This window comes from Mesorhizobium sp. M0514, assembly GCF_040321145.1.
Classification (GTDB): domain Bacteria; phylum Pseudomonadota; class Alphaproteobacteria; order Rhizobiales; family Rhizobiaceae; genus Mesorhizobium.
This window is the reverse complement of the sequence record NZ_JAMYQZ010000019.1, coordinates 41,770-65,245: the sequence shown is the minus strand read 5'-3', so window position 1 is coordinate 65,245 and position 23,476 is coordinate 41,770. Positions and strand designations below refer to the sequence as shown.

At 60.5% G+C, this 23,476-nt stretch carries 24 protein-coding genes and 1 pseudogene; 6 read left to right on the top strand and 19 right to left on the bottom strand.

The genetic code is table 11. The features are described from left to right. Nucleotides 1-3: 3 nt before the first annotated feature. From NKI61_RS10770 to NKI61_RS10750, 5 genes are read left to right on the top strand one after another with little or no spacing between them, the layout of a single operon-like run. Nucleotides 4-999 carry a hypothetical protein gene (locus tag NKI61_RS10770; RefSeq protein WP_352839409.1) on the top strand — a complete coding sequence of 332 codons (996 nt, stop codon included), beginning with the start codon at nucleotides 4-6 and terminating at the stop codon, nucleotides 997-999. Continuing rightward, nucleotides 989-1,459 (top strand): GNAT family N-acetyltransferase, encoded by a 471-nt coding sequence (locus NKI61_RS10765; protein WP_352839407.1) that lies wholly within the window; start codon nucleotides 989-991, stop codon nucleotides 1,457-1,459. Before NKI61_RS10770 ends, NKI61_RS10765 begins: the two co-directional genes overlap by 11 nt. Continuing rightward, nucleotides 1,456-2,022 (top strand): hypothetical protein, encoded by a 567-nt coding sequence (locus NKI61_RS10760; RefSeq protein ID WP_352839406.1) that lies wholly within the window; start codon nucleotides 1,456-1,458, stop codon nucleotides 2,020-2,022. The genes NKI61_RS10765 and NKI61_RS10760 overlap by 4 nt, the downstream gene beginning before the upstream one ends. Next, a complete protein-coding gene (locus NKI61_RS10755) occupies nucleotides 1,988-3,082 on the top strand; it encodes a glycosyltransferase family 2 protein (protein WP_352839404.1) in 1,095 nt (364 codons plus the stop codon). Before NKI61_RS10760 ends, NKI61_RS10755 begins: the two co-directional genes overlap by 35 nt. A gap of 19 nt (nucleotides 3,083-3,101) precedes the next feature. Further along, entirely contained in the window at nucleotides 3,102-3,485 is a 384-nt protein-coding gene (locus NKI61_RS10750; RefSeq protein ID WP_352839402.1) for a hypothetical protein, read from the top strand. A 68-nt stretch (nucleotides 3,486-3,553) separates the two neighbouring features. Here NKI61_RS10750 and NKI61_RS10745 read toward each other — a convergent pair. The 15 genes and pseudogenes from NKI61_RS10745 to NKI61_RS10675 all read right to left on the bottom strand — a co-directional run. Beyond that, nucleotides 3,554-3,673, bottom strand: a pseudogene (locus tag NKI61_RS10745) (IS30 family transposase); the annotation flags it as partial. Between the two features lie 1,099 nt (nucleotides 3,674-4,772). Then, entirely contained in the window at nucleotides 4,773-5,051 is a 279-nt protein-coding gene (locus NKI61_RS10740) for a DUF2274 domain-containing protein (protein ID WP_352807013.1), read from the bottom strand. Nucleotides 5,052-5,064: 13 nt separating this feature from the next. Continuing rightward, a complete protein-coding gene (locus NKI61_RS10735) occupies nucleotides 5,065-6,282 on the bottom strand; it encodes a TraB/TrbI/VirB10 family type IV secretion system protein (RefSeq protein WP_352839401.1) in 1,218 nt (405 codons plus the stop codon). Nucleotides 6,283-6,292: 10 nt separating this feature from the next. Further along, nucleotides 6,293-7,318: a P-type conjugative transfer protein TrbG gene (trbG, locus tag NKI61_RS10730; protein ID WP_352839399.1), complete on the bottom strand. Its 1,026-nt coding sequence runs from the start codon at nucleotides 7,316-7,318 to the stop codon at nucleotides 6,293-6,295. After that, on the bottom strand, nucleotides 7,308-8,039 hold the full coding sequence (gene trbF / locus NKI61_RS10725; RefSeq protein ID WP_352839397.1) for a conjugal transfer protein TrbF: 732 nt from the start codon (nucleotides 8,037-8,039) through the stop codon (nucleotides 7,308-7,310). The genes trbG and trbF overlap by 11 nt, the downstream gene beginning before the upstream one ends. Beyond that, on the bottom strand, nucleotides 8,040-9,362 hold the full coding sequence (gene trbL, locus NKI61_RS10720; RefSeq protein ID WP_352839395.1) for a P-type conjugative transfer protein TrbL: 1,323 nt from the start codon (nucleotides 9,360-9,362) through the stop codon (nucleotides 8,040-8,042). Nucleotides 9,363-9,398: 36 nt separating this feature from the next. Further along, nucleotides 9,399-10,124 carry a P-type conjugative transfer protein TrbJ gene (gene trbJ / locus NKI61_RS10715; protein ID WP_352839392.1) on the bottom strand — a complete coding sequence of 242 codons (726 nt, stop codon included), beginning with the start codon at nucleotides 10,122-10,124 and terminating at the stop codon, nucleotides 9,399-9,401. Further along, nucleotides 10,121-12,571 carry a conjugal transfer protein TrbE gene (trbE, locus tag NKI61_RS10710; RefSeq protein WP_352839391.1) on the bottom strand — a complete coding sequence of 817 codons (2,451 nt, stop codon included), beginning with the start codon at nucleotides 12,569-12,571 and terminating at the stop codon, nucleotides 10,121-10,123. Before trbE ends, trbJ begins: the two co-directional genes overlap by 4 nt. Further along, entirely contained in the window at nucleotides 12,565-12,837 is a 273-nt protein-coding gene (locus NKI61_RS10705) for a VirB3 family type IV secretion system protein (RefSeq protein ID WP_352839389.1), read from the bottom strand. Before NKI61_RS10705 ends, trbE begins: the two co-directional genes overlap by 7 nt. Next, nucleotides 12,837-13,145: a TrbC/VirB2 family type IV secretion system protein gene (locus tag NKI61_RS10700; RefSeq protein ID WP_023704094.1), complete on the bottom strand. Its 309-nt coding sequence runs from the start codon at nucleotides 13,143-13,145 to the stop codon at nucleotides 12,837-12,839. The genes NKI61_RS10705 and NKI61_RS10700 overlap by 1 nt, the downstream gene beginning before the upstream one ends. Nucleotides 13,146-13,156: 11 nt before the next feature. After that, the gene (trbB, locus tag NKI61_RS10695; RefSeq protein WP_352839387.1) at nucleotides 13,157-14,125 is read right to left on the bottom strand and encodes a P-type conjugative transfer ATPase TrbB; all 969 of its coding nucleotides are present in this window, start codon (nucleotides 14,123-14,125) and stop codon (nucleotides 13,157-13,159) included. After that, nucleotides 14,122-14,535, bottom strand: a complete 414-nt coding sequence (locus tag NKI61_RS10690; protein ID WP_352561945.1) for a CopG family transcriptional regulator — start codon at nucleotides 14,533-14,535, stop codon at nucleotides 14,122-14,124. The genes trbB and NKI61_RS10690 overlap by 4 nt, the downstream gene beginning before the upstream one ends. Nucleotides 14,536-14,654: 119 nt before the next feature. Continuing rightward, nucleotides 14,655-16,685: a conjugal transfer protein TraG gene (locus NKI61_RS10685; RefSeq protein WP_352839432.1), complete on the bottom strand. Its 2,031-nt coding sequence runs from the start codon at nucleotides 16,683-16,685 to the stop codon at nucleotides 14,655-14,657. A 401-nt stretch (nucleotides 16,686-17,086) separates the two neighbouring features. Further along, complete coding sequence (locus NKI61_RS10680) at nucleotides 17,087-18,361, bottom strand: hypothetical protein (protein ID WP_352839385.1); 1,275 nt, start codon at nucleotides 18,359-18,361, stop codon at nucleotides 17,087-17,089. Nucleotides 18,362-18,529: 168 nt separating this feature from the next. Further along, a complete protein-coding gene (locus NKI61_RS10675) occupies nucleotides 18,530-18,955 on the bottom strand; it encodes a hypothetical protein (protein WP_352839382.1) in 426 nt (141 codons plus the stop codon). 964 nt (nucleotides 18,956-19,919) lie between these two features. Here NKI61_RS10675 and NKI61_RS10670 point away from each other — a divergent pair. Continuing rightward, entirely contained in the window at nucleotides 19,920-20,273 is a 354-nt protein-coding gene (locus NKI61_RS10670; protein WP_352839379.1) for a hypothetical protein, read from the top strand. 221 nt (nucleotides 20,274-20,494) lie between these two features. Here the strand turns inward: NKI61_RS10670 and NKI61_RS10665 are convergent, their stop codons facing one another. Genes NKI61_RS10665 through NKI61_RS10650 form a run of 4 tightly spaced genes read right to left on the bottom strand, consistent with a single transcriptional unit; the run spans nucleotide 20,495 to nucleotide 23,309 of the window. After that, entirely contained in the window at nucleotides 20,495-21,838 is a 1,344-nt protein-coding gene (locus NKI61_RS10665) for a BilD N-terminal domain-containing protein (RefSeq protein WP_352839377.1), read from the bottom strand. Further along, nucleotides 21,835-22,362, bottom strand: coding sequence for a hypothetical protein (locus NKI61_RS10660; protein ID WP_352839375.1), 528 nt, complete (start codon nucleotides 22,360-22,362; stop codon nucleotides 21,835-21,837). Before NKI61_RS10660 ends, NKI61_RS10665 begins: the two co-directional genes overlap by 4 nt. Next, a complete protein-coding gene (locus tag NKI61_RS10655) occupies nucleotides 22,313-22,813 on the bottom strand; it encodes a DUF7665 family protein (RefSeq protein ID WP_352839372.1) in 501 nt (166 codons plus the stop codon). The genes NKI61_RS10660 and NKI61_RS10655 overlap by 50 nt, the downstream gene beginning before the upstream one ends. Continuing rightward, complete coding sequence (locus NKI61_RS10650) at nucleotides 22,806-23,309, bottom strand: hypothetical protein (RefSeq protein ID WP_352839369.1); 504 nt, start codon at nucleotides 23,307-23,309, stop codon at nucleotides 22,806-22,808. Before NKI61_RS10650 ends, NKI61_RS10655 begins: the two co-directional genes overlap by 8 nt. Nucleotides 23,310-23,476 lie beyond the last annotated feature (167 nt).

The window sequence follows — 23,476 nt, the reverse complement described above, 5'->3', positions numbered from 1 at the left end:
TCCTTGACGCTTCCGGTCGATCGCTTGCCGGCCTCGAAGCCCAGCCGACACGCGGTTCTTCGCGACTATTTCTGTGACAAGGATGCGACTTCCGTACTGGGAGACGCAGGGTGGCATTTGAACCTGTCGTGGCCGGACGGGCTGGACCGACATGTCGACCCGCGGTTGCAAGAGGGTTTGGCATGGTGGGGTGACAACGTCACCTTGCCGATCATGGCCTTGGCCCGCACCCGTAAGCAGCATGTGCTGAGCGTTCTGTACGACACTTGGACCCTTCAAAGCTGGAGTGAATGGGTGCATGCTGCCGGCATCAGCTCAGACGAGCATGTGCTGATCCTTCACGTCGACGACCACCGGGATCTGGCAAGCCCTCGCCTGTTTGAGGGAAATGGCCGATGGAAAGACGCCATCACCGGCTCATTTTGCGATCTAGGCGATCCCGCGAGCGTGCGCACGGCCATCGAAAGCGGAGCCATCGGGATGGGCAGTTTCCTGACGCCTTTTCTGCACGGTTTTCCCAAGGCTGAGGTACGGCAGCTTTGCCAACCGCCAAAAGTTACCAAGACTCAAGATTTTGCAATTGGACTGATCAGACAGGCCGACGATTTGTTGGATCCAAGCCAATTCCGGCCCGCAGTGCAGCTGACGCCAACTGTAAGGCAGACAGGGCCTGGGTTGTATCGTTCGACCCCTAACCTCGATGATTGGCTCGAAGATCTGCCAACCCGGCCAACGGTCCTTCATATCGACATGGATTTCTTTAACAATCGCTATGACGGGGATACGGATTGGCAGAGCCGTGAGAAGCCCTTCGATCCACCTTTGGACCATATTTTGGGAAAGATTGACGACGTGACCGCAGCCCTTAACCGGTCCGTTCTTGGCTCCCAGCTTGCCGATATCGTGGTCGCCTATTCACCAGGGTTTTTCCCGGCCGAATATTGGCAAGAGGCCACAGATCGGATTGTGCCCGCTTTGGAGCGCATCTATGGGCGCTAGGCCTTCCTCCAGAGCTGCGCCTCGCCGCAGCCCTAAGCGGCCAACGCCGAAACCCAAAGCCGTGCGGGCAAACCCGAGCCCCGAGTTTGTCCAACCCGATCTTGTCGTACTCACGCCCACTAAAGGGACAACCGAACGTGGCGGCGGGCCAGGCGGGGAGGCCTGGAAAATTGAGACTAATGGCAAACGGGCAGGCGTTGTCTTCATCAATGTGATCGATGAGCCTCCAGTGGGCCGCCACGCCTCTATTCAGGTTTATCTCAATAAACCAAGTCAGGGTCATCGGATCGGCAGAGTTGCTTACCGCAAGGCATGCGAGGCTAGTCGATACGACGTGATCTATGCCCACATGCGCAAGTCAAATCTTGCCTCGAGACGGGCAGCGGAGGAAGCAGGGTTCAAAGAAGACGTGCGACCAGGTGCAACGCAGCTTCTTATGGTTTGGCGACGCGCTTCGTGATGGTGCGGCCAAAATGGCTAAAACCGTCATCAATGGTGGATTTGTGCCAGGTGACGCTGAATGTGCGACCCGCCTTTCGGACCGAAGTGCAGGGCGAAGTCAGTGATGCCGAGATCGGACGCTGGGCGAGGCTCAGAGGGCTCTATTTTTGCCGCGATCGGGACAATTTCGTCGTCTTCTCAAAACGCTCTGTGCTGGTTCGGCGGCTTTTGGCCATCGACCAGACTGCGGGCGAACACACGGTCTTGCTGGGACAGTGGCTTGGCTATCCCCGCTGCTGTGCCCGCACAGCGCGGCGGATCGGTGAAAAGCACCTGGATGCTTGGTCAATACAAATTTCCGGGCGGCGCCACGTCGGGAATTTTTCGTTGACATCGGTCTCGCAATACGCTGCAGGCCGCGCCCTCATCAGCCATATCCCCTGCTCCGCGCATTGCCCGGCATCGCTGCGCATGGCCACGCAGGTTCTTGCGCGATCCCATCGGTTCCAACAGCGCACAGCCAATGTCCTTTCATCGCGAGGCTTCCATGAAGACGGCCGTCGTTGTTCCCTGCCTCAATGAAAAGGTCTCACTCATCGCGACCTGCCTATCGCTCGGCTTCAGCAGAGATGCCACCCCGCCTGATTCGGTGCTGATCCTGGTCGACAACGGCTCGACCGACGGCACTCTTGAGGTGATGAAGGCCATCAAGAATAACAGTCCAGGAACAGTGCTGCTGGGGCAAACGCTCGAGCGCGGTTACGTCCCGCCCCGTCATTTGGGAGTGTCGATGGCCAAGTCCTTCGCCGATGAAGTTAGTATTCCCAATAATGAGTTCTTGATCCTTCAAGCCGACGCCGACACGATCTATGATAGAGGTTTCATCGCCTCTATGACGGCTTCGGCACGATCGGCGCCGCAAGATCTGATCGAAGGCATAGCTCGAACGACAGAATCTTTTCTTGCAGAATATCCCGGTTACCACGCTTGCTGCGCATGCGCCGACGAAGCGGTATCGCGCTATTTTGTACCTGAAGCGGACGAAGTCATCGTCGACGACAAGGTCGCCGGATATCGCCTGTCCGAGTATTTGAAATGGGGCGGACACCGACGGGAGTTTGGTCCTAGAGGCGACGAGATCCACGCGGAGACGTCGCGGCTTTTTATCCGCGCGAAAACGGTTGGGGCAAGGCGCACGCGCGCTCCAGAAGCTGTGGCCTATCCGTCACGACGCAAGATCGAGGCTAACCCGCTAGGGACATTCGCCACAGCAGGATTTCCGCGGGAAAGCTGGTGGTGGGCCCGTTGGGCCAAATTGCACCCCAACCACCACTCACTGCGGGAATTCGACAGGTCCGATGCTTTGCAAGCGTTTGCCAATGCCGTGTTTGTCCGACAGGTTCACACGCTGATCCTGTTCGCTTTAGTTCCCACTCATGTTCGGTTGGCGGTTGATGGCCATACAATCAAATCCTTAATCGGGTCGCCGCTCGTTCCCCTGCTGGAGAGAGTCGACGTTGCGCCCAATTCTCTGAGGACGACTCCTGGGCAACTGCTGGAGGGATATTTCGACCTAGCTGAACGGCAACCAGAACTCTTCGCCTATTGCATAGAAAAGGCTGGCGATTACTCCCTGCCTTAACCGCCGTCGGGAAGAGCTTTTGGCGACTGGCTTCGTGCATTATGACTGTCACCGCAATTGCGGTGAGCAAGCTGCCAATGACCCGGATGGCAAAAGCAGACAGGTCACTGGATGGTTGCCTCATGGTGAAGACCTGATCCTCCACTCGGTCGCGATTATTGGAAACCAATGGATCTATCTGACGCCGCAGTTAGTGCCTGCGCGGAACAGGTTTGAGTTTATTCCTGACCCTCTTCTTGAGTGGCGCAAAGCAGATGGCGGTGCCACCTGGACAGCATTCCGTCATGGGAATGAAGTACCGAAAGCACTTCGCAGAGACCCAGGCCGTCATATCCGTATGCGGGACGAATTCCAGGCTCTCGTCACAAGGGGACATTCGGTGATCGAAGCCAGAGATTCATAACAACGTCCGCTTTTTACGAGGCGAATGTCGGTTCGGAACGACCGGTATAAGGCGGTGAGTTCAACTTGTCATCGCAACACCCTCTGCAACCTATCAGCCGGGGTCTCGAAGTCCAGGGTTTTTCGAGGTCGCTGATTAAGCTTCAGAGCGACGGCGTCGAGTTGATCCTGCGAGACCAGGGATAGGTTGGTGGTTCAGAGGAGCTGCGCCACAAGCGCCTTGCGCTTGACGGAGATCTCCTCGCGCTCATCGACGAGTTCGGCCAGCATAGCATCGATCTCATCGGTGATTGCTGCCTCCGACCAGCCCGCCACTCTGGGGGTCGCCAGAAAACGCCACACCATATTTTCAGGAGCGTCCAAGGTCTCGACGATGTGGCTGAACAGACCTTCCGGTGATGTTCTTTCCGTCCCCCAGCGAAGGGCAGCTCTAAAGTATCGAGATCCGCTGGACCTTCGCCATTTCGATGCGCGTTGCCGATTGACTCGACGAACATTGCGAACGCATCCGTCCCATCGAGATTGTCGGTGATGAACCGCAATTCGGTTGGCTGTGCACCATTGCCCGGGGCCTCAAACAGATCTGGCAGGACCTCTTCAACGATCGTGCGCGAAGTCCAGGCGCCATTTTCCCGGCGGATCTTGATTTGGTCGACCCCGCGGACCACAGGTTGGAGCGTCTGGGCATCGCCGCCTCTCGCGGGCTCGACGACGATGCGACGCTGGCACCGTCGCGGTTGCTACCACTTCTTCGATCATTGCGGTGAGGCCGCCCTTCAACGTTGCAACACGCGCTTGCCTCGCATCGTGCAGACGCAGGACTTCGGACTATGTTGCAAGTGGATCGCCCGTCTATCTTCGCGCCGCCGAAGTGCGGGAGAGCGGCCCACCCTGGTCCGGCGAGGATTCTGCCGAGGTCGAGCGATCAGTGAACAGCTCTGAGGCCAACGAACGGCGTCACGATGTCAATCTCTGCGTCTTTCTAGAGGATGCGATGGCCTTCGATCCTCGCGCCGATACTCGACGACATAGCATCCAAGCCATGAGGATGCCGATCTCATATGCAGCGTCTTGTCCCACTTGGGTGGATATCGATCGTCATTTCTCCCCCGGCTGCGAAAGCGGCTGGGGAGTGACGATCGGGGTCAGGAAGGCTGCTCCGGCCAATAAACCTACCTCAACGCGTAAAGCGAAAGCCTGATCTCTAATTTTGCGAAGCGCTCGCTGGGACCGGCCGCAACGCGGTCAAGGATCAACGACCTAGCGTGCGCCCAAACGACACCAAGCGCTACCCGTTGTCCAGCGTGGAAGATGATTGCCTTCGTGGTTTCTCCGACACGCCAGCGCCCGGCAGACCTTCCTTTCTGGCCTTGGCAAACGCCCGGTCGCCTTCCAGGAACCCGACCAGCATAAAGGGAATCAGTTCAGCCACGGTTTCGGACTCGCCATAGGTCTGACGGTAAAGTGCGGCATAGTCGTTGAGTGCTTGGCTCAAGTCGGCGCCAACGGTGATGGTGATCTTCGAAGGCGTCCGGTCCGGAAGTTTTCCGAGTTTCAGGTTAGCCATGAAGTCCTCCTGTTCACCCCGTGTATGGTCGCAACACGAGGTCCTTGTGCACGATGACGCGCAACGGCCAACCAGGGCGGACGGTGATCGTGGGTTGGATGTTCAAGTTCTTTTCCGTGATCCGTTGGCCCGCTTGACTGACGTTCTGCTGGCTGGATTCACGAATTGCCTTGACCAAGTCACTTTCGTTTTCCCCAAAGCTCAACTCGTTACCAACCCCCAGCAATGTGGCCACCGCGATGCCCTTGATCAGCTGCCAAGTATGGAAATCCACTTTGTCCTCGAGCCCGGCATAGCCGGCCGCGTCGGTCACGGGCAGATTGTCGATTTCGATAGATGAGCCGTCCGGCATCACGATGCGTTGCCACACCAACAGAGCGCGCCTTTGCCCAAAAGCTACAACGCTGTCGTAGGTGCCGATCAGCCGTGAGCCCTGCGGGATGAGCAGGATGCTGCCGGTGACGCTGTCGTGCACATTCTCGGTGATCTGGGCGACGACAAGGCCGGGCAGATCGGAATTGATGCCGGTGATCAGGCTTGCGGCGATCACGCTACCGGCCATGATCTGATAGGGCGAAGCCGGCGTCTGCAGTGTATGCGGGTTGTAGATCCCGCCGGTGTTCCGTTGATCCATGAAATCGAGCTTGCGCTGTTGATTGTTCGGGTCGCCCTCGGCCGGCGCGACGGAAGCTCGCTGGCCTTCTGTATTTGGCTGCGGAGACGCCGTCTCGAAAGGCGAACGTCCGCCCTGCCCATTGCCAAAAGCTTCCGTCTGCTGGGGCCGGTTTTCGATGCGGAAGAAGACTTGCGACTCGCGCGCCTCAATCGCTTGTTGTGCAAGCCGCTGGGCCTCGGCGGAAACGTCTTGCCCTGGTGCGATGCCAAGCTGGCGCTGGTGCTCGAGAATAGGACGGCCGAGATCCCCAGGCAGCGGCGGTCCAAGCACCGGAGCCTTCGGCTTGCTCCCGGAATAGTCCTTAGGCAGCGTTTCAAGTCCCTCGGCGGTCGGCTTGCGGTCCGTGCTGTAGAGCTCTTCGGCCTGCTGTTTCAGGCGCAATGCGGGTCCCCGCAGCGCCATCATCGTGACGCCAAAAACAGCGCCGGAACCAACAGCAGCGATCGCGACGATTATGCCGCGCCTGAACCGCACCGCTCGGCGGGGCGAGGCTCGCAGCTGCAGCTGTTCGGGATTGAGCTTCGGCAGAGCATTCGGATGGGAAGTATCGTTCATGAGCCTCCCCTTACCTGCCAAAACGCGAAAACAGCCAAACCCGCCGCGGCGGTTGCCGACCGTCGGTTCTCGTAATGCGCACCACCTGTTGCTTGGTGCCAAGCCGCAGCTCGGCCGCAGCAAAGAGGCGATCGACGATGTAGTAGTTGCCGCGCATGCGATAGTTGACGAGGTGGTTGTCCCCGTCGGCTCCGACGATGAAGAGCGGCGGCGCCTCCCCTTGGCCGATACGGCTTGGAAATTCGATATAGACCCTGCTGCCATCATCAAAGGCGCGCGTCGGTCTCCACGGTGGCGTGTCGCCGGCGATCGAATACCGGAAGCGGATGTTTTCGAGTGCTACGTTCGAGGCCGCGGGCATTTCAGCCTCGGCCTGAGCGTTGCGCCGCCGAAGCGCCATGAGTTGGTCTTCGCTGTAAATCCAGGAGAGCGCCGCCATGGCAGTTTTCTCAGTGCTTTGAAGTTGCAGGTGATAGGATCGCCTATCGGTCGTGATGACCAGATTGGTGGCAAGCCCCGGCGCGAATGGCTTCACCAGCACATGAGTGCGCTGGTCATCGCCTGAGCCACTAACGGTGTCACCGATCACCCAACGGACCGTGTCCCCGGCTGAGACCGAGGTCAGCTTCTCGCCCCGCTGCAATGAGATATCGGTGACGCGCTCCGGCGCGGCGTAGAGCTGGTAGAGCGCGCCGTCGGCAAAGGGGTAAACCTGCACCGCATTGACATAGCCAAACTTGGTGGGTTGTTGCGTCGCCGCCTTGTTTGCATCGGCGACCTGTTCTTCCGGCGAGCGCTTATCTGAGGCGGGCTTGCCGGGTGCGGGCATCAACTGACCTGGCAACGGCAACGGCTTCGGCACTTCCACGACCTTGACCGGCTTGTCCGGCGCCTTCTCGATCGCGGCTGGTTTGAAGTCATCGTGGTCATAGGAAATCTGAGGCGGCGGCACTGGCTTCGAGGCACAGGCCGAAAGAACCGCAGCAGACGCCGACAGCATGAAGGCAGCACGAAACGATGGGGCTCTATTTGTCATTGGCGGGCTCCTGAGGGGAAAAGGGGGTTGGCGCGGCGCTGTCGAGCTCGCGCGACCAGTCGATGGCGTTGATGAAGACGCCGAGAGGGTTCTTGCGCAGCTGGTCAGTGTTCGTCGGCGAGCGGATCACTATGGTGAGGATACCTGTCCAGCGCGTCGTGCTCGCAAGGCTACCACGCTCAAAAATCTGCTCGGTCCATTTGACCTGGAATGAACTGTCGGAAGCCCTGACGACGCTGGTCACCTGCACCGACACGCTGCGCGTGCCGATCTGACTGAACGGGTCGTTCGCCTTGGCATGCTCGTTGAGGAAAAGCGCCGCGCGGTCGGTGGCGAAATCGTAGGCCGACAGCCAGTTCTGCCGCACCAGCACCGGATCGGTGGAGATGGAGCGGACATTCTGGATGAAGCGGCCGAGATGCCAGGCGATCTGGGCATCGTCAGGCTGGTAGTCCTGAATTGCCGGCGCGACGGCGCGCGCCTCACCAAAACGGTCGACCTCAACGACGTAAGGCGCAAAGCGGCCCTGCGCCGACTGCCATAGAAGCCCGCCAGAAAGCCCCGCGGCCAAGGCCAGGCAGCCAAAGGCCATCAGGCGCCAGTTCCTCGCCTGCACGCGCGCTGTGCCGATGCGTTCGTCCCAGAGCTGACCGGCCTTTTGATAAGGTGTTTCAGGCTCGGACGTCTTTCCGTAACGCTGAACGGGTCGCTTGAAGAGCATCTAATCTTCCTTGTCGTTGAGAGAGGGGTTGGCGCCGCTTCCGCCCCGATCGCCATCGCGCACCACCTGCGTGGCAGCATGGCGATGGGCGCGCGCGGCCTGTTCGGAGCGCAGACGCCTTGCCCATGGAGGCGCCGCGGTTGGATCCGCAGCGGGCGAACTTCCGCTCATCGAGCTGATCGGCGTGCCACCGGTCGCTGTCCAGCCGGCATCGCGGCCGGCGTCGGCGCTGCGTCGGAAAGGCTCTGAAGCAGATCGCATTCCCTGCATCGCGGCGCCGCCAGCGGCATTCGCAACACCCTGCAGCCCAGCAGCTACCCCGGAGAGGACGGAGCCAGGCGCTGTTGCACGGCCCATATGCCAGGCCGTGGAAGCAGCCGATCCCATAGCTGTGCCGGCACGGATTGCACCAAGACTACCGCCGGCCGCCATGCGCGTGCCGGCAAACGCGGCGCCTCCGGCAACGAGCGTTGATCCGGCTGCGGCCCCCGTTGTTCCAAGTGCTGCGCCCGCACCGAGCTGCGGCGCGCCGGAAACAAGACCCGACGCAATCCCGGGGCCGAAAATGCCGAGCCCAAGCAGCGCAAGTGCACCCAACACCTGCGACATCGCCGCGGCCAGGTCCGGCTCCTGGCCCTGCAGGGCGGAAGCGAACTCGCCAAAGAGCGTGGAGCCGATGCCGACGATGACGGCAAGTACCATCACCTTGATGCCCGACGAAACCACATTGCCGAGCACGCGCTCGGCCAGGAACGCCGAGCGGTTCCAGAGCGCGAAGGGCACCAGGACGAAGCCGGCCAGCGTGGTGAGCTTGAACTCGAGGATGGTGATGAAGAGCTGGATGGAAAGAATGAAGAAGGCGATGAGGACCAAGAACCAGGCCAGAAGCAGCACGAAGATGGTGAGCGCGTTACCGAAAATTTCGGGGAAGCCTACTAGCTGGCTCGCTTCATTGAGGAGCGGCCAGGCGCCCTCGAAGCCGGCTGCGGCAATCCGGCCTGGCCGCAGGAGACTTTCGGCGGACAGATTGCCGGCGGACGCATTGATGCCGAGCCCGGCAAAGGAACGGTAGATGATGTCGGCGAGGTTCTTGAAGTTGTTGAGCATGAAGGCGAAGGCGCCGACATAGAGCACTTTGCGGACAAGCCGGCCAAAAACGTTGGGTTCGCCGCCGAAAGCCCAGACCAAGCCCGCGAGCGTGATGTCAATGCCGATCAGAATTGTGGTGAGAAAGGCGACGTCGCCCGAAAGCAGACCGAACCCGCTATCGATATAGCGGGTAAAGGTCTCCATGAAGCGATCGATGACTCCGAGGTCGTTCATGTAGCCGCCTTCCTCGTTGTCTTAAAGAACTGCCGATCAGTTTCCGGGATAGGCCGTGCCGGTGCCCAGGAAACGCTTCGTCGTCTCGCGAGCGGCTTCCTCAGACTGCGCCTTGCGCGCCGCATCCTCGGCCTCGGCCCGGAACTGGGTCGCAAGCAGCGTCTGAATCTGCATCTGCTGCTTGGTCGAAAGCGCGATCAGCTGATTGGTAGCCTGGCTTGCCTCGAGGGCACCTGCCGCGCCCTGACTGCGATTGACGAGATCGGTAAGCAGGTCGCCATCGGCCTGCACGTTCTCGACGATCTGCGACTGCGCGCTCATGGTCTGGCGGAACGCCTGCATGGCGCTCTGCCAGCGCTCGCGCGCAGCGCTCGCCACATCGCTGACCTTGATGGTGGCGTCGTAGCTTTCCGGATATTGCTGGCGCCACTGGTCCTGCAGCTTATCGAGATCGAAGCTCAGGCCGCTCGCCTGGGTCATCAGACCGTCAATCCGTTGGAGCGAGCCGGTAAGCTGGCCCACGGAAGAGAAATCCAGGCGCTGAAGGTTGCGCGCCATGTTCTGCAGCATGGTCGCCTGGTTCTGAAGCGACTGGATTTGGTTGTTGATCTGCTCCAATGCGCGTGCTGCCGCTAGCACATTCTGGGAATAGTTGGACGGGTCAAAGACGATCAGCGCATAGGCCGGCTGGACGTAGTCAGCCATCGGTTTGGCGATCAGGGAAACGGTCACTAAGCTGGTAAAAAGGCGGCGTCCGATCATGACGATTGCTCCTTGTCAGGTTGAGGAAATTGCTGGAGAAGCTCGGCAGCCCAATCTAGGCCGCGCGCACTGAAGAAACGGGCGGCAAAGCTGCCCTGCCCTTCTTCGGAAAGAACATTGTCGATCAGGGTCTGCGCGGCCGGGTCGGAGGCGCCGCAAAGCGCACGAGCGATCGGGCCGAGTCCGAGCTCGAAGAGGCGATTGCCGCGGCGCGACTGCAGGTAGTAGTGGCGCTTCGGCGTGGCGCGGGCGACCAATTCGATCTGTCGCTCATTAAGACCGAAGCGCTCATAGGCTGCCCGTGCCTGCGGCTCCACCGCACGATCATTGGGGAGAAAAATGCGCTGCGGGCAGCTCTCGATGATTGCGGGTGCGATAGAAGAGCCGGCGATGTCGGCAAGCGACTGCGTAGCGAAGATCACCGACACATTCTTCTTGCGCAGCACCTTCAGCCATTCGCGGATGCGGGCGGCAAAGAGCGGGTGGTCGAGATAGACCCAGGCCTCGTCGAGCATGAGCAGCGTCGGCCGCCCGTCAAATCGGTCCTCGAGGCGGTGGAACAGATAAGTGAGCACCGGCAGCACAGCGCCTCGGCTGTGCATCAGTTCCTCGGTCTCGAAACACTGCACATCCGAGATGGCCAGCCGGTCGTCATCGGCATCGAGCAGCCGGCCGAATGGACCGTCGAGCGTGTAGGGCATCAACGCCGATTTGAGCGCATTGGACTGAAGCAGGACCGACAGGCCAGTCAGCGTGCGTTCCTGCGCCGGCGCGGTGGCGAGGCTGGTGAGCGCCGACCAGATTGCCTCCTTCACCTCCGGGGTGACGGTGACATTCTCGTGGGCAATGAGGCCGGCGATCCATTCGGCCGCCCAGCTCTGTGTGGCCTGGTCGTCGATGTGGCGCAGCGGCTGGAAAGCAAGCCCACCATTCGCACCCAACGCATGGTGGTCGCCGCCCATGGCAAGCGCGGCGGCGCGGGCCGAATTGCCTTTGTCGAAGACATAGATTTGCGCGCCAGCGTAGCGCCGGAACTGCAAAGCGATCAGGGCAAGCAGAACCGACTTGCCGGCACCGGTCGGCCCGACAATCAGCATGTGGCCGACATCGCCGATATGGGTCGAAAGCCGAAACGGCGTCGAGCCGCAGGTTTCGGCGAAAAGAAGCGGCGGAGCGTAATCGCCGGTGACCTCGGCAAGATGCTCGTTCTCCGCTGGACCTGCCCACACGGACGACAGCGGCATGAGATGGGCAAGGTTAAGCGTGTGAACGAGCGGCTGGCGAACGTTGGCGTAGACATGACCCGGCAATGAACCAAGCCACGCTTCGACGGCATTGATGCTTTCGCGAATGGTGGTGAAGCCGAGCCCGTTGACAATCCGCTCGACGGCGCGAAGCTTTTCCGCGGCGGCTTTACGGTTCTGATCCCACACCGTCACCGTCGTGGTGAGATAGCCGAAGCCGACGTGATCGCCGCCCAATGCCTGCAGTGCTGCATCGGCATCGAGCGCCTTGTTGTCGGCGTCGCTGTCGACGAGAGGCACAGGTTCGTTGGTCACCACCTCGCGCAGAATAGCCGCGATCGACTTTCGCTTGGCAAACCACTGCCGGCGCAACCGCGTCAACGTCTTGGTGGCTTCCAGTTTGTTGAGAGGGATGAAGCGCGTCACCCAGCGGTAGGCGAAATCCTGGTGATTGAGGGCATCGAGGATTCCGGGCCGGGTCACGTTCGGAAAACCGAGGATTGTGAGGGTGCGCAGATGCTGGTCACCCAGCATCGGCTCTAGGCCGCCGGTCAGCGGCGCGTCAACCAGGACGCCGTCGAGATACATTGGCGTTTCAGGCACGGCGACCGGATGGCGGCGGGTCGAGATCGTGCCGTGCAGATAAGTCAGCGTCTCGGCGTCATCCATCGCACGTACTTCAGGAATGAAGCCCGACAGAAGATCGAGAACCCGGTCAGTCTCATCGCCAAACCACGCCAGTTCCTCGCGCCAGTTTCTCGCGGCTCCCGAATGATGCGACTCGACCAAGGCGCTTTCCGCCCGCGCCTGGCCATCCGGTGGCGGCATGAAGACCAAGGTCAGATGATAGACGCTCTCGAAATGCGCGACCTTGCCCTCGAAGGCGCCGCGCCGTTCCTCGTCGACAAGCCAAGAGGCGGCGTCCGGAAACATCGAGCTCGGATAGCCCAGCGCCACAACGCGCTCGGCCTCGAAGAACAGCGCCCAGCCAGAGCCCAACCTCCTCAGCGCATTGTTTGCGCGGGCGCAAACGCCGATGAGCTCAGCTTCCGTCGCGCTTTCAAGGTCTGGGCCACGAAACTGCAACGTCCGCTGAAAGCTGCCGTCCTTGTTTAGCACGATCCCAGGCGCAACCAGTGCTGCCCAGGGAAGATGGTCGGCAAGCCGGTCGGCTTTGCCGCGGTATTCGGAAATATTCAGCATTCGAGCCAGCCCTTCTGGCGAACATGGCGGATAAGCACGCTGGCAAAGTCCGGGTCGCGCCGTGCGGCAAAAACCGCGAGCGTGTGTCCCGCCACCCAAACCACCAAACCGCTAATCCACTGCTGCAGGCCAAGGCCGACTGCCGCCGCCACCGTGCCGTTGAGGATCGCCACCGCCCGCGGCGCACCGCCGAACAGGATCGGCTGAGTCAGAGCCCGGTGGACGGGCACCTCCAATCCTTCGGTATGCTGCTCTCCGACGGCCATCAGACGAGCGCTCCGCCACCAAAGGAGAAGAAGGAGAGAAAGAAGCTCGAGGCCGCGAAGGCGATCGACAGGCCAAAGACGATCTGGATGAGCCGGCGGAAACCGCCGGCCGTGTCGCCGAAGGCAAGGGTGAGGCCAGTGGTTATGATGATGATCACGGCAACGATCTTGGCCACCGGCCCCTGCACCGATTCCAGGATCTGCTGAAGCGGCTGTTCCCAGGGCATGCCGGAGCCGGCAGCGTGAGCCTGAGCTGTGAGAAGAAGCGCGACGACGGCGGACGAAAGAAAGCGAATTTTCCTGCGCATGAGATGACCTTTCAAAGCTGCTGGAGTTGCGGAAGGGTGAGCGGGGTGACGGCGTAATCGCCGCTGCCGTCGAGACCTGCGACCTCGGCGATCGCGTCAACGCGGCGCGCGGGTCCTCTTCCGGCAATAAAGATGACCAAGTCGACGGCATCGGCGATCAGCCGGCGGGGAACGGTGACAACGGCTTCCTGGGCGAGCTGCTCAATACGATAGAGTGCGGAGCGTGCCGAATTGGCGTGAACCGTGGCAATGCCGCCGGGATGTCCGGTGTTCCATGCCTTCAACATATCCAGGGCTTCCGCGCCTCTGACTTCGCCGACGATGATGCGGTCGGGCCTCAGCCGCAAGGTGGAGCGTATGAGATCGGCGAGTGTGACGGAGCCCCGCCTCGTCCTCATGGCAACGCAGTCCTTGGCCGCGCATTGCAGCTCGCGGGTGTCCTCAATCAGGATCACCCGCTCATCGCATTCGGCGACTTCTGCCAGTAGAGCATTGGCAAGTGTCGTTTTGCCCGACGATGTGCCGCCGGCGACCAGGATGTTGCGCCGCTCGCGCACCGCCTTCCTCAGGGCATCAGCCTGCAGCGGGAGCATGACGCGATCCGCGACATAGTTGGCCAGCGTGTAGAGTTTTGCCGCCGGTTTGCGGATGGCGAAGCATGGCGCCAGCACGACCGGCGGTAGCAGACCCTCGAAGCGCTCGCCTGATGGCAATTCGGCACTGACAATCGGACTATCTGCATGCGCCTCGGCGCGCACGTGGGAGGCAACGAGGCGGATGATGCGTTCCGCCTCGGAAGGGTGCATATGCACACCTGTGTCGACCCGGCCGTCTCCCAACCTGTCGAGCCGCAGCGCGCCGTCGGGATTAACCATCACCTCGATGACGGTCGGATCGGCAAGGGCCTCGGTGATCGCGGAGCCCATGGCTGTGCGCAGCATGGCGCGGCGGCGATGGTCGGCCTCTGGATGAGAGCTCATCCTTCGCCTCCGTTGCCATTGCCGTTGCCAAGCGAGCGCTTCCCGGAGGCGATCTGGCGACCGACCTGCTCGACGAATTTGTCAAAGCGCTCTTGGGCAATCGCCTGTGTCGCCCGATCCGGGACTGGCGTGTGGGCATGAAGCGTGATCGAAAAGCGTATGAAGAGCGCCAGGCTCTCTAGGATCACCTCGATATCGGCTCGGATATGGTCGAGGTCGCGGGAAAGACGGTCGAGCCGCCTGCCATAACGATTGTCGAGCTCGTTCTCGCCACGCCGCTCGATGAAGGCCTCGACCGCTTTTGCGACGATCGCCGATTTTGTGGTCGACGGGTTGCGGCTGAGGGTTTCCAGCTTCTCGCTTAACGCGGGTTCGAGCAGAAACTGGTGGCGGATGCGGTGGGACTTCATATGTCTCGTTCCGACTGACCGGCGCTAATGCGCCGGCGGCGGGAACGAACATCGTCGAGATCGGCAAAATCGCTTATGGGCGTTATCTACGCCGAGATACGCCTGAGCCGCGGAAGCACTTAGAAGCCGGGGATGATGTCCTTGTCGTCGCCCCTTCCCCCGTTGATACCGTAGGCGCTCGCCGCGGTAGAAACCCGGTCCATGACACGCTTGTCTGCGAGTGCCTCGGCGTCATCGTCCGCCAGATTGAAGAGGTCGTCTTGATCAGGCTCCTGAGAGACGACCACGTGTTCTTCAGGCAGGCCGGGATGACGCTGCTGTTGCACGCCGCCCTCTTCTTCGATTGACGCGCCGGCGTTTTCGTCATCGGCAGCGAGACGGCGGTCAACACTGCGGATTTGTCCGCTCCAATCGTCGGGGCGCGACGCAGGACAGTCCGCGAACAGACCCTCCCGCAACACCGGCGCCGGCAGCACCCGTCCGGTGAAATTCGGATCCTGGTAATAGCGCAACTTCTGGGCGCGAATCGGCGGCAACCCCGAAACAAGGATTAATTCGTCAGCTTGCGGCAACTGCATCACTTCGCCAGGCGTCAGCAGCGGGCGAGCGGTCTCCTGGCGACTGACCATCACGTGCGAAAGCCAGGGCGCCAGCCGGTGGCCGGCGTAGTTGCGCATGGTCCTGAGTTCCGTCGCCGTACCGAGCGCATCCGAGATGCGTTTGGCCGTGCGCTCGTCGTTGGACGAAAAGGCAATGCGCACATGGCAATTGTCGAGAATGGCGTTGTTCTCGCCATAGGCTTTGGAGATCTGGTTCAAGGATTGCGCGATCAGATAGGCGCGGATGCCGTAACCCGCCATGAAGGCGAGCGCGGTCTCGAAGAAGTCGAGGCGACCAAGAGCCGGAAATTCGTCCAGCATCATGAGCAGTTGGTACTTGCGGCTTTTCTTCGGGTCACCTTCTAGCCGCTCCGTCAGTCGCCTGCCGATCTGATTGAGCACCAGTCGCACCAGTGGCTTGGTGCGCGAGATATCCGATGGCGGCACCACCAGATAGAGCGACATCGGTCGTTCCGCATCCATGAGGTCGGCGATGCGCCAGTCGCAGGCCGATGTTGCCGAGGCAACCGTCGGATCACGATAGAGCCCGAGAAACGACATGGCGGTCGAGAGAACGCCAGAACGCTCGTTCTCTGACTTGTTCAGCACCTCGCGAGCCGCCGAGGCCACGACGGGATGGACCCGAGGTGTGTCGGCCGTGCCGAGGTGGTTGGTGGTCATCATCCGCAGCAGTGTCGTGGCAAACGAGCGTTGCGGATCCGACAGGAAAGTGGCGACGCGGGCGAGCGTCTTTTCTTCTTCGGCGTAGAGCACGTGCAAGATGGCCCCGACCAAGAGTGAATGACTAGTCTTCTCCCAATGATTCCGCCGCTCCAGCGCGCCTTCCGGATCGACGAGAATGTCGGCGATGTTCTGAACGTCGCGGACCTCATCTGAGCCCCTGCGCACTTCCAGCAGCGGGTTGTACCGCGCCGACCTTGGATCGGTCGGGTTGAACAAAAGGGAGTACGAGAACTTCGACCGCCAGCCGGAGGTCAGCTGCCAGTTCTCGCCTTTGATGTCGTGAATGACGGCCGAGCCGGTCCAGGAAAGAAGAGTTGGAACGACCAATCCGACGCCCTTGCCCGAACGTGTCGGCGCAAAGGCCATGACATGTTCCGGCCCGTCATGTCGCAGATAGTGATCCTTCAGTTTGCCAAGGAAAACGCCGGCCGGCTCAAACAGGCCTGCCTTCTCGATTTCCCGAGCCGCGGCCCATCGTGAGGAACCGTAGGTGGTGACCAACCCCCTCTGCCGCGCGCGCCAGAGGGAGCCAGCTATTGCGGCCGCACACCCCAGGAATCCGCTGGCTCCGGCAAGCATGCCGGCCTTGTCGAAGACCTCAGGGGCGTAGGCGTCGAATTGAAACCACCATTCGAACAGTTTCCACGGCTTGTAGATCGGCCAGGCCGCCGCGACAAACCATGGCGCGCCAAGCTGCAGCTGATTATCCAGCATGTGGGCGCACCATTGAGTCGCTGTCCATACGCCGAGGATGACGATGGCGAATACAACTACGATCTGACCGACAAGGAGCTTCGTCGGTGTCATGGGCGCAGCCTCCGAGGTATTGTTAAACGGAAGCAGCATGGCGTGGCGTTTCAGAGTATCGAAGATACCCAATATACGCGCCCGTGCGATCCAGCGAACGTTGCAGGCTTGGACGGTTGGGTTAGCCAAGAAATGTCATCGCGAAGGTGACCGGCGAATGACTTGTATGGGGCCGGGAGCTGCCAGTCTGGTTTCGTGATGAACTATTGAAAAGCTGCCATTTCACGACCGACCAGGCGCCTTCTCCAGATGCCTACAGGCCACAGCCGAGTTAGGCCCAACTATTAACTGAGTTTGCCAGTCGACTGGAAATCCGCGCACCAAGGCATGTAGTTGCAGCGCGGGGCGGTGCCTTCCTTCGACCGCCTGAACCGCAAAGACTCCGGCCGGCCGGATTTTTCCTATGCTCCGACTGGCATTGTGCTCAGGTTCCCGGCATAGGAGCGCCGGTTCAGCCGGCGATCTTGATACCTCCCGCGGTAGTTCATCAGTACGAGCAGCTGCATCTCCAAAAGCCATTGCGACGCGTTCCACGCGTCAAAAATGTCGAGGTCATAGTTGAATGGACCCGGATGTGTGACACCGTTCCTGAATTCGGTGATCAGGCTGAAGCCGTCGCGTCCTTGAGGCTGCCCCTTCTTCGGCCGGAGCCGCTTCGCCAGCAGTGCTGACTCGTCGGCAGGATCGCCCTTGATCCCGAGCAGGCGCGCGCAAGCCCTGATCTGCTCCGCGAGATTGACGTTCCTAATCAAGTTCGGGGTCCAGCCGCCGGTGGACCCGAGGACGTGGCCGGCGAGGGTCTCAAGCCCTGCCGCCGACATGATGACGGCCGTTTCGACCGCATCGTAACGGGTCACATTGGAAATCTTGTAATAGACGAGCGCGCGGCCCAGGCTTCGTCTGGCGTCGTCCGTCGACATCAGGTGCATATAGCTCTGGAAAAGCTCCGGAAGCTCATCCTGCAAGGCCCAATGGTACCAGCCGGGCAGCGCGTGAAGGCGGTCCGTCTTGGTGAAGCCAAGGCAGCGGAAACCATTGTGGGCGTCGTTCCGTACTTGGCCGTATCCCACTCGAGTTCCCTTTATAAACCCAAGAAATCCACAAACCCGACTAAGAAACTCATACAAACGGGTCGCCCTGAACGGCTTGCCGTCCAATGTCTGCAGTGTCGCGGCGTGCGAGATCGTCGGTTGTAGGGGCAGCCGTTCGTTTCGGCCTTCCATGGCGCGAAAGTGCTCGAACGGGGCGAGCGAGACCTCATAGTTTTCGTACACTAGCACGATCGGGGCCGCCTTCGGGTGCAAGCGCGGTCCGTTCAAGATCAGGGCAGTCGCAGAACCTTTCGACTTCCCAGCCAAATCCAACGGCGAAATTCTTGCCGTGGCTACGAACTCCTCGTGACCGGCAAAGTGCATCTGGTGACTGGTCATCAGGAATTCAGCAGTGGTGCCGCCCTCGAATGTGACGAGCAAGTCCTTGGCGATCTTGTTGGGACCGGGTTCCAGAGCGCCCTGCCATTTCAGTTCAACCTCGAGATAGTTGTCGAGACGCAGCGCCACGTCCCGCGCGGCCATGGGCTTGCCATCGAGTGTAATGGTCACGACGCTGTCCCGCATCCCCACAGGCCCGTGGGGATGACCTTCGTAGATCGCAGTCGGCGACGGATCGGCAGCCAAATCATCCTCCCAAAACGCAATCGCTGCCGGTTGCGGGCCTGATACGGCACTTCCAGATGTTTTGAAGCGTCGGCGCAGTCCACCGCTTATTTGATCGTAACGGACAACCCGACGCCCCCTTTGAAAGGGCGCTCCATGTGGGCGCCCTGTTGGCAACACTCCTATGAACTACGGATTTTCGAAGTTCGCCGCATCGTCGAAGAACGCTTCCACCTTTGCCTTGGTAAAAGCCTTTCCTCCAAACCAGTGGTGCTTGGAGCTTTTCATCAGCTGCTTACACCCCAGCTTGTCGTACTGCTTGATGCCCCGAGGAAACTCCATGTTGAGCGTAGGTCGGCGCACTTCGCTGCTCGAGCCGTGATGTGGCCCCTGATCCTTTTCAATTAGATCGAAACGCGCGTATTTGCCATCGTGCGAGAGCCAGTGTTGGACGCAATGCGTCCCGGCTTGCGCTGACGGTAGATTTATAGAACGGGCCCGACGCGCCAGCTTCTGTGCCTGCGTTGCGAGCGCCCCTTTGAAAGCACCTTCATCTAACGCCCAAAAGAACCAGTCCGGATCTGCAATCAAGATCTGGGGCAGCGTCTTACCCATATCTCTCCATTTTCCAAAATTGACCTCACTCCACACTATGCCGCTCCTCCCAGCCAGAACTTACGATCGCCAGTATTTAGTAGCGAGCAACCAGAATAGCTACCACTGTCCGAACCATAACAAATCGCTCCTTGAGCGGCTGCGCCTCTCACAAATCTGGCCAGATTGTCCAGAATATAAAAATAGAGGCCTTGGTGGCTTACCCCGTCCGTTTGGACATGCTTCAAGGGCCTTGGATATGAAAGGGGTATTTACAACGGGGCACATTGCTCCTCGGCGTCATTTTCGCGAAAGCGAAAAACCTCCTTGGCCGAACGCCGGAGATTTCCACTTTCGCGGGATGACCGGCTGTTCTTTGATGCTTCGAGAGTAGACACTACCTGAAAGTGGGCCTCCCCTAGCGGTGACGCCGGGCCCGTCGCCAGATTACGTGACAAGGGTCCCTATCATTGGCCGATCAACACTACACTAAATGGCAGTCTAAGTTTCGAAGGATAGCGCGTGCCAGACTAGGATTTTCATTAGTTATCAGCTCATGACTTGGAACTGCTAACCAGAGACCTTCTGCAAGCGCATTGGAAGGTGGACATCGAAAACTTCAAGTCCGGCAAAGATGGGGAATAGACCTGAGGTATGCGCGCGGTCCGCAAAAGATCGTAGTCCAGGTTAAACACTATCACAGGACTGGCTTACGTGGCCTCCTGCGCGAAATGGCGGCTGAGGCTATTAAATTGCGCGCGTTGGCGCCGTTGAGATACCTGCTGGTCACGTCCGTTCCTCTCTCACCCGCGAACAAGGATGAGATTGTTGCGGCTCTGGGACAGGACCTGATCGCGCCGGACGATGTGGTCGGGCAGGAAGGGCTCAACGCGTTGCTCGACCAGTCTCCCGAGGTAGAAGGACGCCATTTTAAATTGTGGCTTGCAAGCCGCGGCGTCCTCGACCGCGTGCCGAATAGCGCGAGTTGGTCAGCGTCGTTGATACGAGCCCAGAGGCAGATGCTGCTACTCTCGAAGGTCTTAGGCTCGCGTTTGAGACAATCAGGGGCAAGAACTTCGATCAGGAGTTGAGCGAGTGCCGGTCGGCTGAAGAGTTCGAGGGCTTGAAGGAGGATCTGGAACTGTTCCGCGACCATATCCTGGTCGACATCGACGACCTTCTTTTGCGGGTTGAGACTGCAGCACAAGAAGAAAATGAGAGCGATAGCGCGGGCCGCGACGATGATGCTTATGACAGGTACAAGGACAGCCGGGCAGAGGCCTATTTCGCTGATCAGGAACTGAGTGAGATGCTTGGGTCACTCCGCGGCGATAGTTGACCGACCGCCGCCACAGCAGCGATGGACGTGAGATTGATACCCCTCACTTGGAGCAACCATGGGCCGCTCCCTAGACCACCGCTCTTGGGAGTCAGATATCGTCGACCGTACGGCCGAGATGAGGCGCAAACTTTGCCTGTCAGCGCCGGGGATGCCCGCTTACAGTGCCACGGACGAGAGCCTCGTCTAGATCGCGCCGCCTGTCCAGTACGACGCTCTGCCTATGCCCATCGCAACTCGATCCCGCCAAGCCCTTGGGCGACGGCTGGGTTCATCGTGCCGGCGGTGGCCGTCTCCGGGGCGTTGAGCTCGACCTGCATGATCCTGGGGGTCGAATACATGGACGCGATGCGCAGCAGCTGCGCAATGGTCAAAGCACCGATGGCTGCCCCGACGAACGGCACGGCGGCGCTGGCCTCGGCAAGGGTAAAGGTGCCGCAGCCGTCATATTTCCTCGCGTGCTCGCGATAGGCGAGCGTTTCAAGGATGACATCGATGTTCTTGGGTTTTGCGGCATGAGCCCATAGCCCTTCGGTGTCGACACCCTTTGGCACCACTCGAATTTGGCCGATCTCGAAGTCGAAGGCGCCGTGCCCGACACCGGCATCGATCATGACGCCATGGCCCGCTTTGGCGATCGCCAGCCGCGCCGTTGGCTCATCAAGGCTGGTCAGTACTACCGGTGGGTCATTGTCCGTCGGCTGCAAATCGCCATAGTTCCGGCGCTCAAGCAACGATGTGGTCCATCCTGCGGCTTCAAGCCACCGCGCAGCCACCCGGGTCTTCTTGTTTTCCTTCTCGAAGTCGAGCAACTGCGTCACGAGGCCCGTGCCGACATTTTCTTCGCCGACAGTCTGATCGTCCTGAAGGATTGCATGCGTATCGGCGGCAGGAAGAAAGGCAAGGCTCCACAAGAAGCCCTGACCGACATGCCCCAGTCCCACCAGCCAAAGCGAGCGGGGAAGTATGAGTGCCGTCGGCGGCTGCTCGGGTTCGCCCCCCTGCGACCAAGGCTGCCAGAGCGAGATCACGGAACGGCGATTGACTGAATGACGGCGCCCAATCGCGTTCGCGAAAACCTGGCGCACGGCGAGCGCTCCTGAAAATACCCCGGCCAGTGGGTTGCCGAATTTGCCGCAAGGATCGTCATCCCAGCCGGGGATCACGCCAGCGCTCCAGCCGTCCCACCAGCATCGCACGAAGGCTCCGGCTATAGGGGAGTCGCCGACTGCAACAATGTGCGTCACGCTCGACGGAAGCAACGCGGAGACCTGGGCTCCGCAAGCCTCTGCGACCGTAAAGAGATCGCTCCCGAGGGCCAGCCTGGCCTCGAGCGGAATATCGCGCGGGCAGACAAGCGTGGCCTTGCCGAAGGTCTTCACGGCGGTGTTGAGAGCGGTGACTACAGCGGCCTGTGCCGCGGCGGAGGCGATCCCGCCACAGCTGGTGACTACGGCAACGTGCACGGCATCCAGCGCGGCCGCCGCCTGGTCGAAGTCGCGCTCGCTACCCGCGGCATCGGTGATTACCTTGGCGATGCGCGAGCGGCGGAGATCGGGGATCATTTCGGCCTCTTGAGCCCGAGCAGCGATGCACCAGCATGGGAGTGGTCGACCCACTTGCCGTTGCCTAGATACTCATACTGGCCAATGCCGCCGGGGATCACCGAACCGGCAGCGAAATCGGGAAGAATAAACGCGAAGTGTCCACCGCGTGGCATAACCGGGTCCGCCTGGTCGGACGCACTTTGCCCATAGTGAAATGGGTGGACATGCACGTCCGCAACGACGCGGTATCGACGCTCGCGGCAGATCTGCCACAGGCGAGGCAGCTTGTTGCCGTCGAAATGGACGATACCGCTATCGAGGGCGTGCGGATCGAGATCGTCGTAATAGACGAACGCACGAATGATCTTAGGCTCCTTGTTGGGGCTCTCGCCGATAAGGAAGGCACCGCTTTCCCGTCTCCCGCCGAGCGTCCGGAGCTTCAGTTCCGAAGCTCCCGCCAACCATACGGCCTCGTCGCAGACAATGCGGGGCTTAGGCCGCCCTGGCAGCCAGCCAAAGAGCCTGTTCAGAAACGAGGGCATAGAGCTGCTCCATGATGAAGGTGATTGCCCGGTTCCGGTGCCAGGCTTCGTCGGGACGCTTCCGCCACCAGTCATTGTGCTGGGCCGCGCCGCGGTTCCAGGCGCGGTAAATGCCGCCGTCGCTGTTGCCGTCGCCCCAGGCTTTGAGTGCTTCGACGAAGCCCGAGGCGCCTGCACTGGGTGCTGCGGGGCGAGTGCCGTGTTGCGGATCCTCCGCATAGGTCCAACGCTCGACATAAGGGCCAGGATCAGGGAAGCCCATGCACTCAAGACGGAAGTCATGGGTGAAGACCTCGGCCTGACCAGTTACGACCCGGATGCGCACGAAGAGGTAGGGCCAGGCAACCGTGAGAATCTCCCAACGGCCCTCGTCGACGCCCGCAAGGAAACGAACCGAGTTCAACTGGTTGATCAGGGTCTTCTGTGCAGGCGTGATCTCGACCTCAGCCATTGGTGAAGTCCTTGAGGGTCAGGTCGAGCGTCAGCGAGCAGCCCGGGCGCTTGACGTAGATACCGAGCATCGCGTCCTTGGGCAGGGGCTGATCGGCGCCCGGCAGCATCAGATTGGCCTTCGCCGCGGTATTGTCGTCAAGGTTGAAGCCACGCTTGCTGACCGCCCACTGCAGAACTCGCAGGATGGTGACCGCTGGCGAGAACTCCCGGCTCTTGGTGTCGCCGTCGTAGTTGACCTGAACGGCTACACGGCGGCAGCGGTGAACCAGGATCGAGATGGCGCGGCGATCGCCAATGCCCGTCAGCGTCTCCTCGTTGTCGCGTTCGAACAAATGGGCCTTTTCGAAACCCGGCTTGCCATGAGCGGCGCGCAGGATGGCATCCAGATCACCGGCTTCAATTTCGAGGTCCAAGTGCTCCTGTAGGTCCTCGAACTCAAGTTCGACACGGACCTTGTGGCGATCGTCAGAGCCACCTTCGTTGTTGGTAGTCATTGCAATTCTCCGCAGCGCCCCGGAATCCTTGCACGGGAAGGGCGGAGCAAAATCCCTTGGTCCCGGCACTTCTGCGTGTTATTCCCACATCTGGGAACGCTGATTCTGATATGGCACGGCACTAAGTCGAGCGCAATAGCCGTCCCACATTTGGGAACCTTTTTTGC

Coding starts and splice junctions, on each gene's coding strand:
- NKI61_RS10765 (WP_352839407.1), top strand. CDS start 989: ATGGGCGCTAGGCCTTCCTCCAGAGCTGCGCCTCGCCGCAGCCCTAAG.
- NKI61_RS10755 (WP_352839404.1), top strand. CDS start 1,988: ATGAAGACGGCCGTCGTTGTTCCCTGCCTCAATGAAAAGGTCTCACTC.
- NKI61_RS10740 (WP_352807013.1), bottom strand. CDS start 5,051: ATGGCTAACCTGAAACTCGGAAAACTTCCGGACCGGACGCCTTCGAAG.
- NKI61_RS10735 (WP_352839401.1), bottom strand. CDS start 6,282: ATGAACGATACTTCCCATCCGAATGCTCTGCCGAAGCTCAATCCCGAA.
- trbG (WP_352839399.1), bottom strand. CDS start 7,318: ATGACAAATAGAGCCCCATCGTTTCGTGCTGCCTTCATGCTGTCGGCG.
- trbF (WP_352839397.1), bottom strand. CDS start 8,039: ATGCTCTTCAAGCGACCCGTTCAGCGTTACGGAAAGACGTCCGAGCCT.
- trbL (WP_352839395.1), bottom strand. CDS start 9,362: ATGAACGACCTCGGAGTCATCGATCGCTTCATGGAGACCTTTACCCGC.
- trbJ (WP_352839392.1), bottom strand. CDS start 10,124: ATGATCGGACGCCGCCTTTTTACCAGCTTAGTGACCGTTTCCCTGATC.
- trbE (WP_352839391.1), bottom strand. CDS start 12,571: ATGCTGAATATTTCCGAATACCGCGGCAAAGCCGACCGGCTTGCCGAC.
- NKI61_RS10705 (WP_352839389.1), bottom strand. CDS start 12,837: ATGGCCGTCGGAGAGCAGCATACCGAAGGATTGGAGGTGCCCGTCCAC.
- NKI61_RS10700 (WP_023704094.1), bottom strand. CDS start 13,145: ATGCGCAGGAAAATTCGCTTTCTTTCGTCCGCCGTCGTCGCGCTTCTT.
- trbB (WP_352839387.1), bottom strand. CDS start 14,125: ATGAGCTCTCATCCAGAGGCCGACCATCGCCGCCGCGCCATGCTGCGC.
- NKI61_RS10690 (WP_352561945.1), bottom strand. CDS start 14,535: ATGAAGTCCCACCGCATCCGCCACCAGTTTCTGCTCGAACCCGCGTTA.
- NKI61_RS10685 (WP_352839432.1), bottom strand. CDS start 16,685: ATGACACCGACGAAGCTCCTTGTCGGTCAGATCGTAGTTGTATTCGCC.
- NKI61_RS10675 (WP_352839382.1), bottom strand. CDS start 18,955: ATGGGTAAGACGCTGCCCCAGATCTTGATTGCAGATCCGGACTGGTTC.
- NKI61_RS10665 (WP_352839377.1), bottom strand. CDS start 21,838: ATGATCCCCGATCTCCGCCGCTCGCGCATCGCCAAGGTAATCACCGAT.
- NKI61_RS10660 (WP_352839375.1), bottom strand. CDS start 22,362: ATGCCCTCGTTTCTGAACAGGCTCTTTGGCTGGCTGCCAGGGCGGCCT.
- NKI61_RS10655 (WP_352839372.1), bottom strand. CDS start 22,813: ATGGCTGAGGTCGAGATCACGCCTGCACAGAAGACCCTGATCAACCAG.
- NKI61_RS10650 (WP_352839369.1), bottom strand. CDS start 23,309: ATGACTACCAACAACGAAGGTGGCTCTGACGATCGCCACAAGGTCCGT.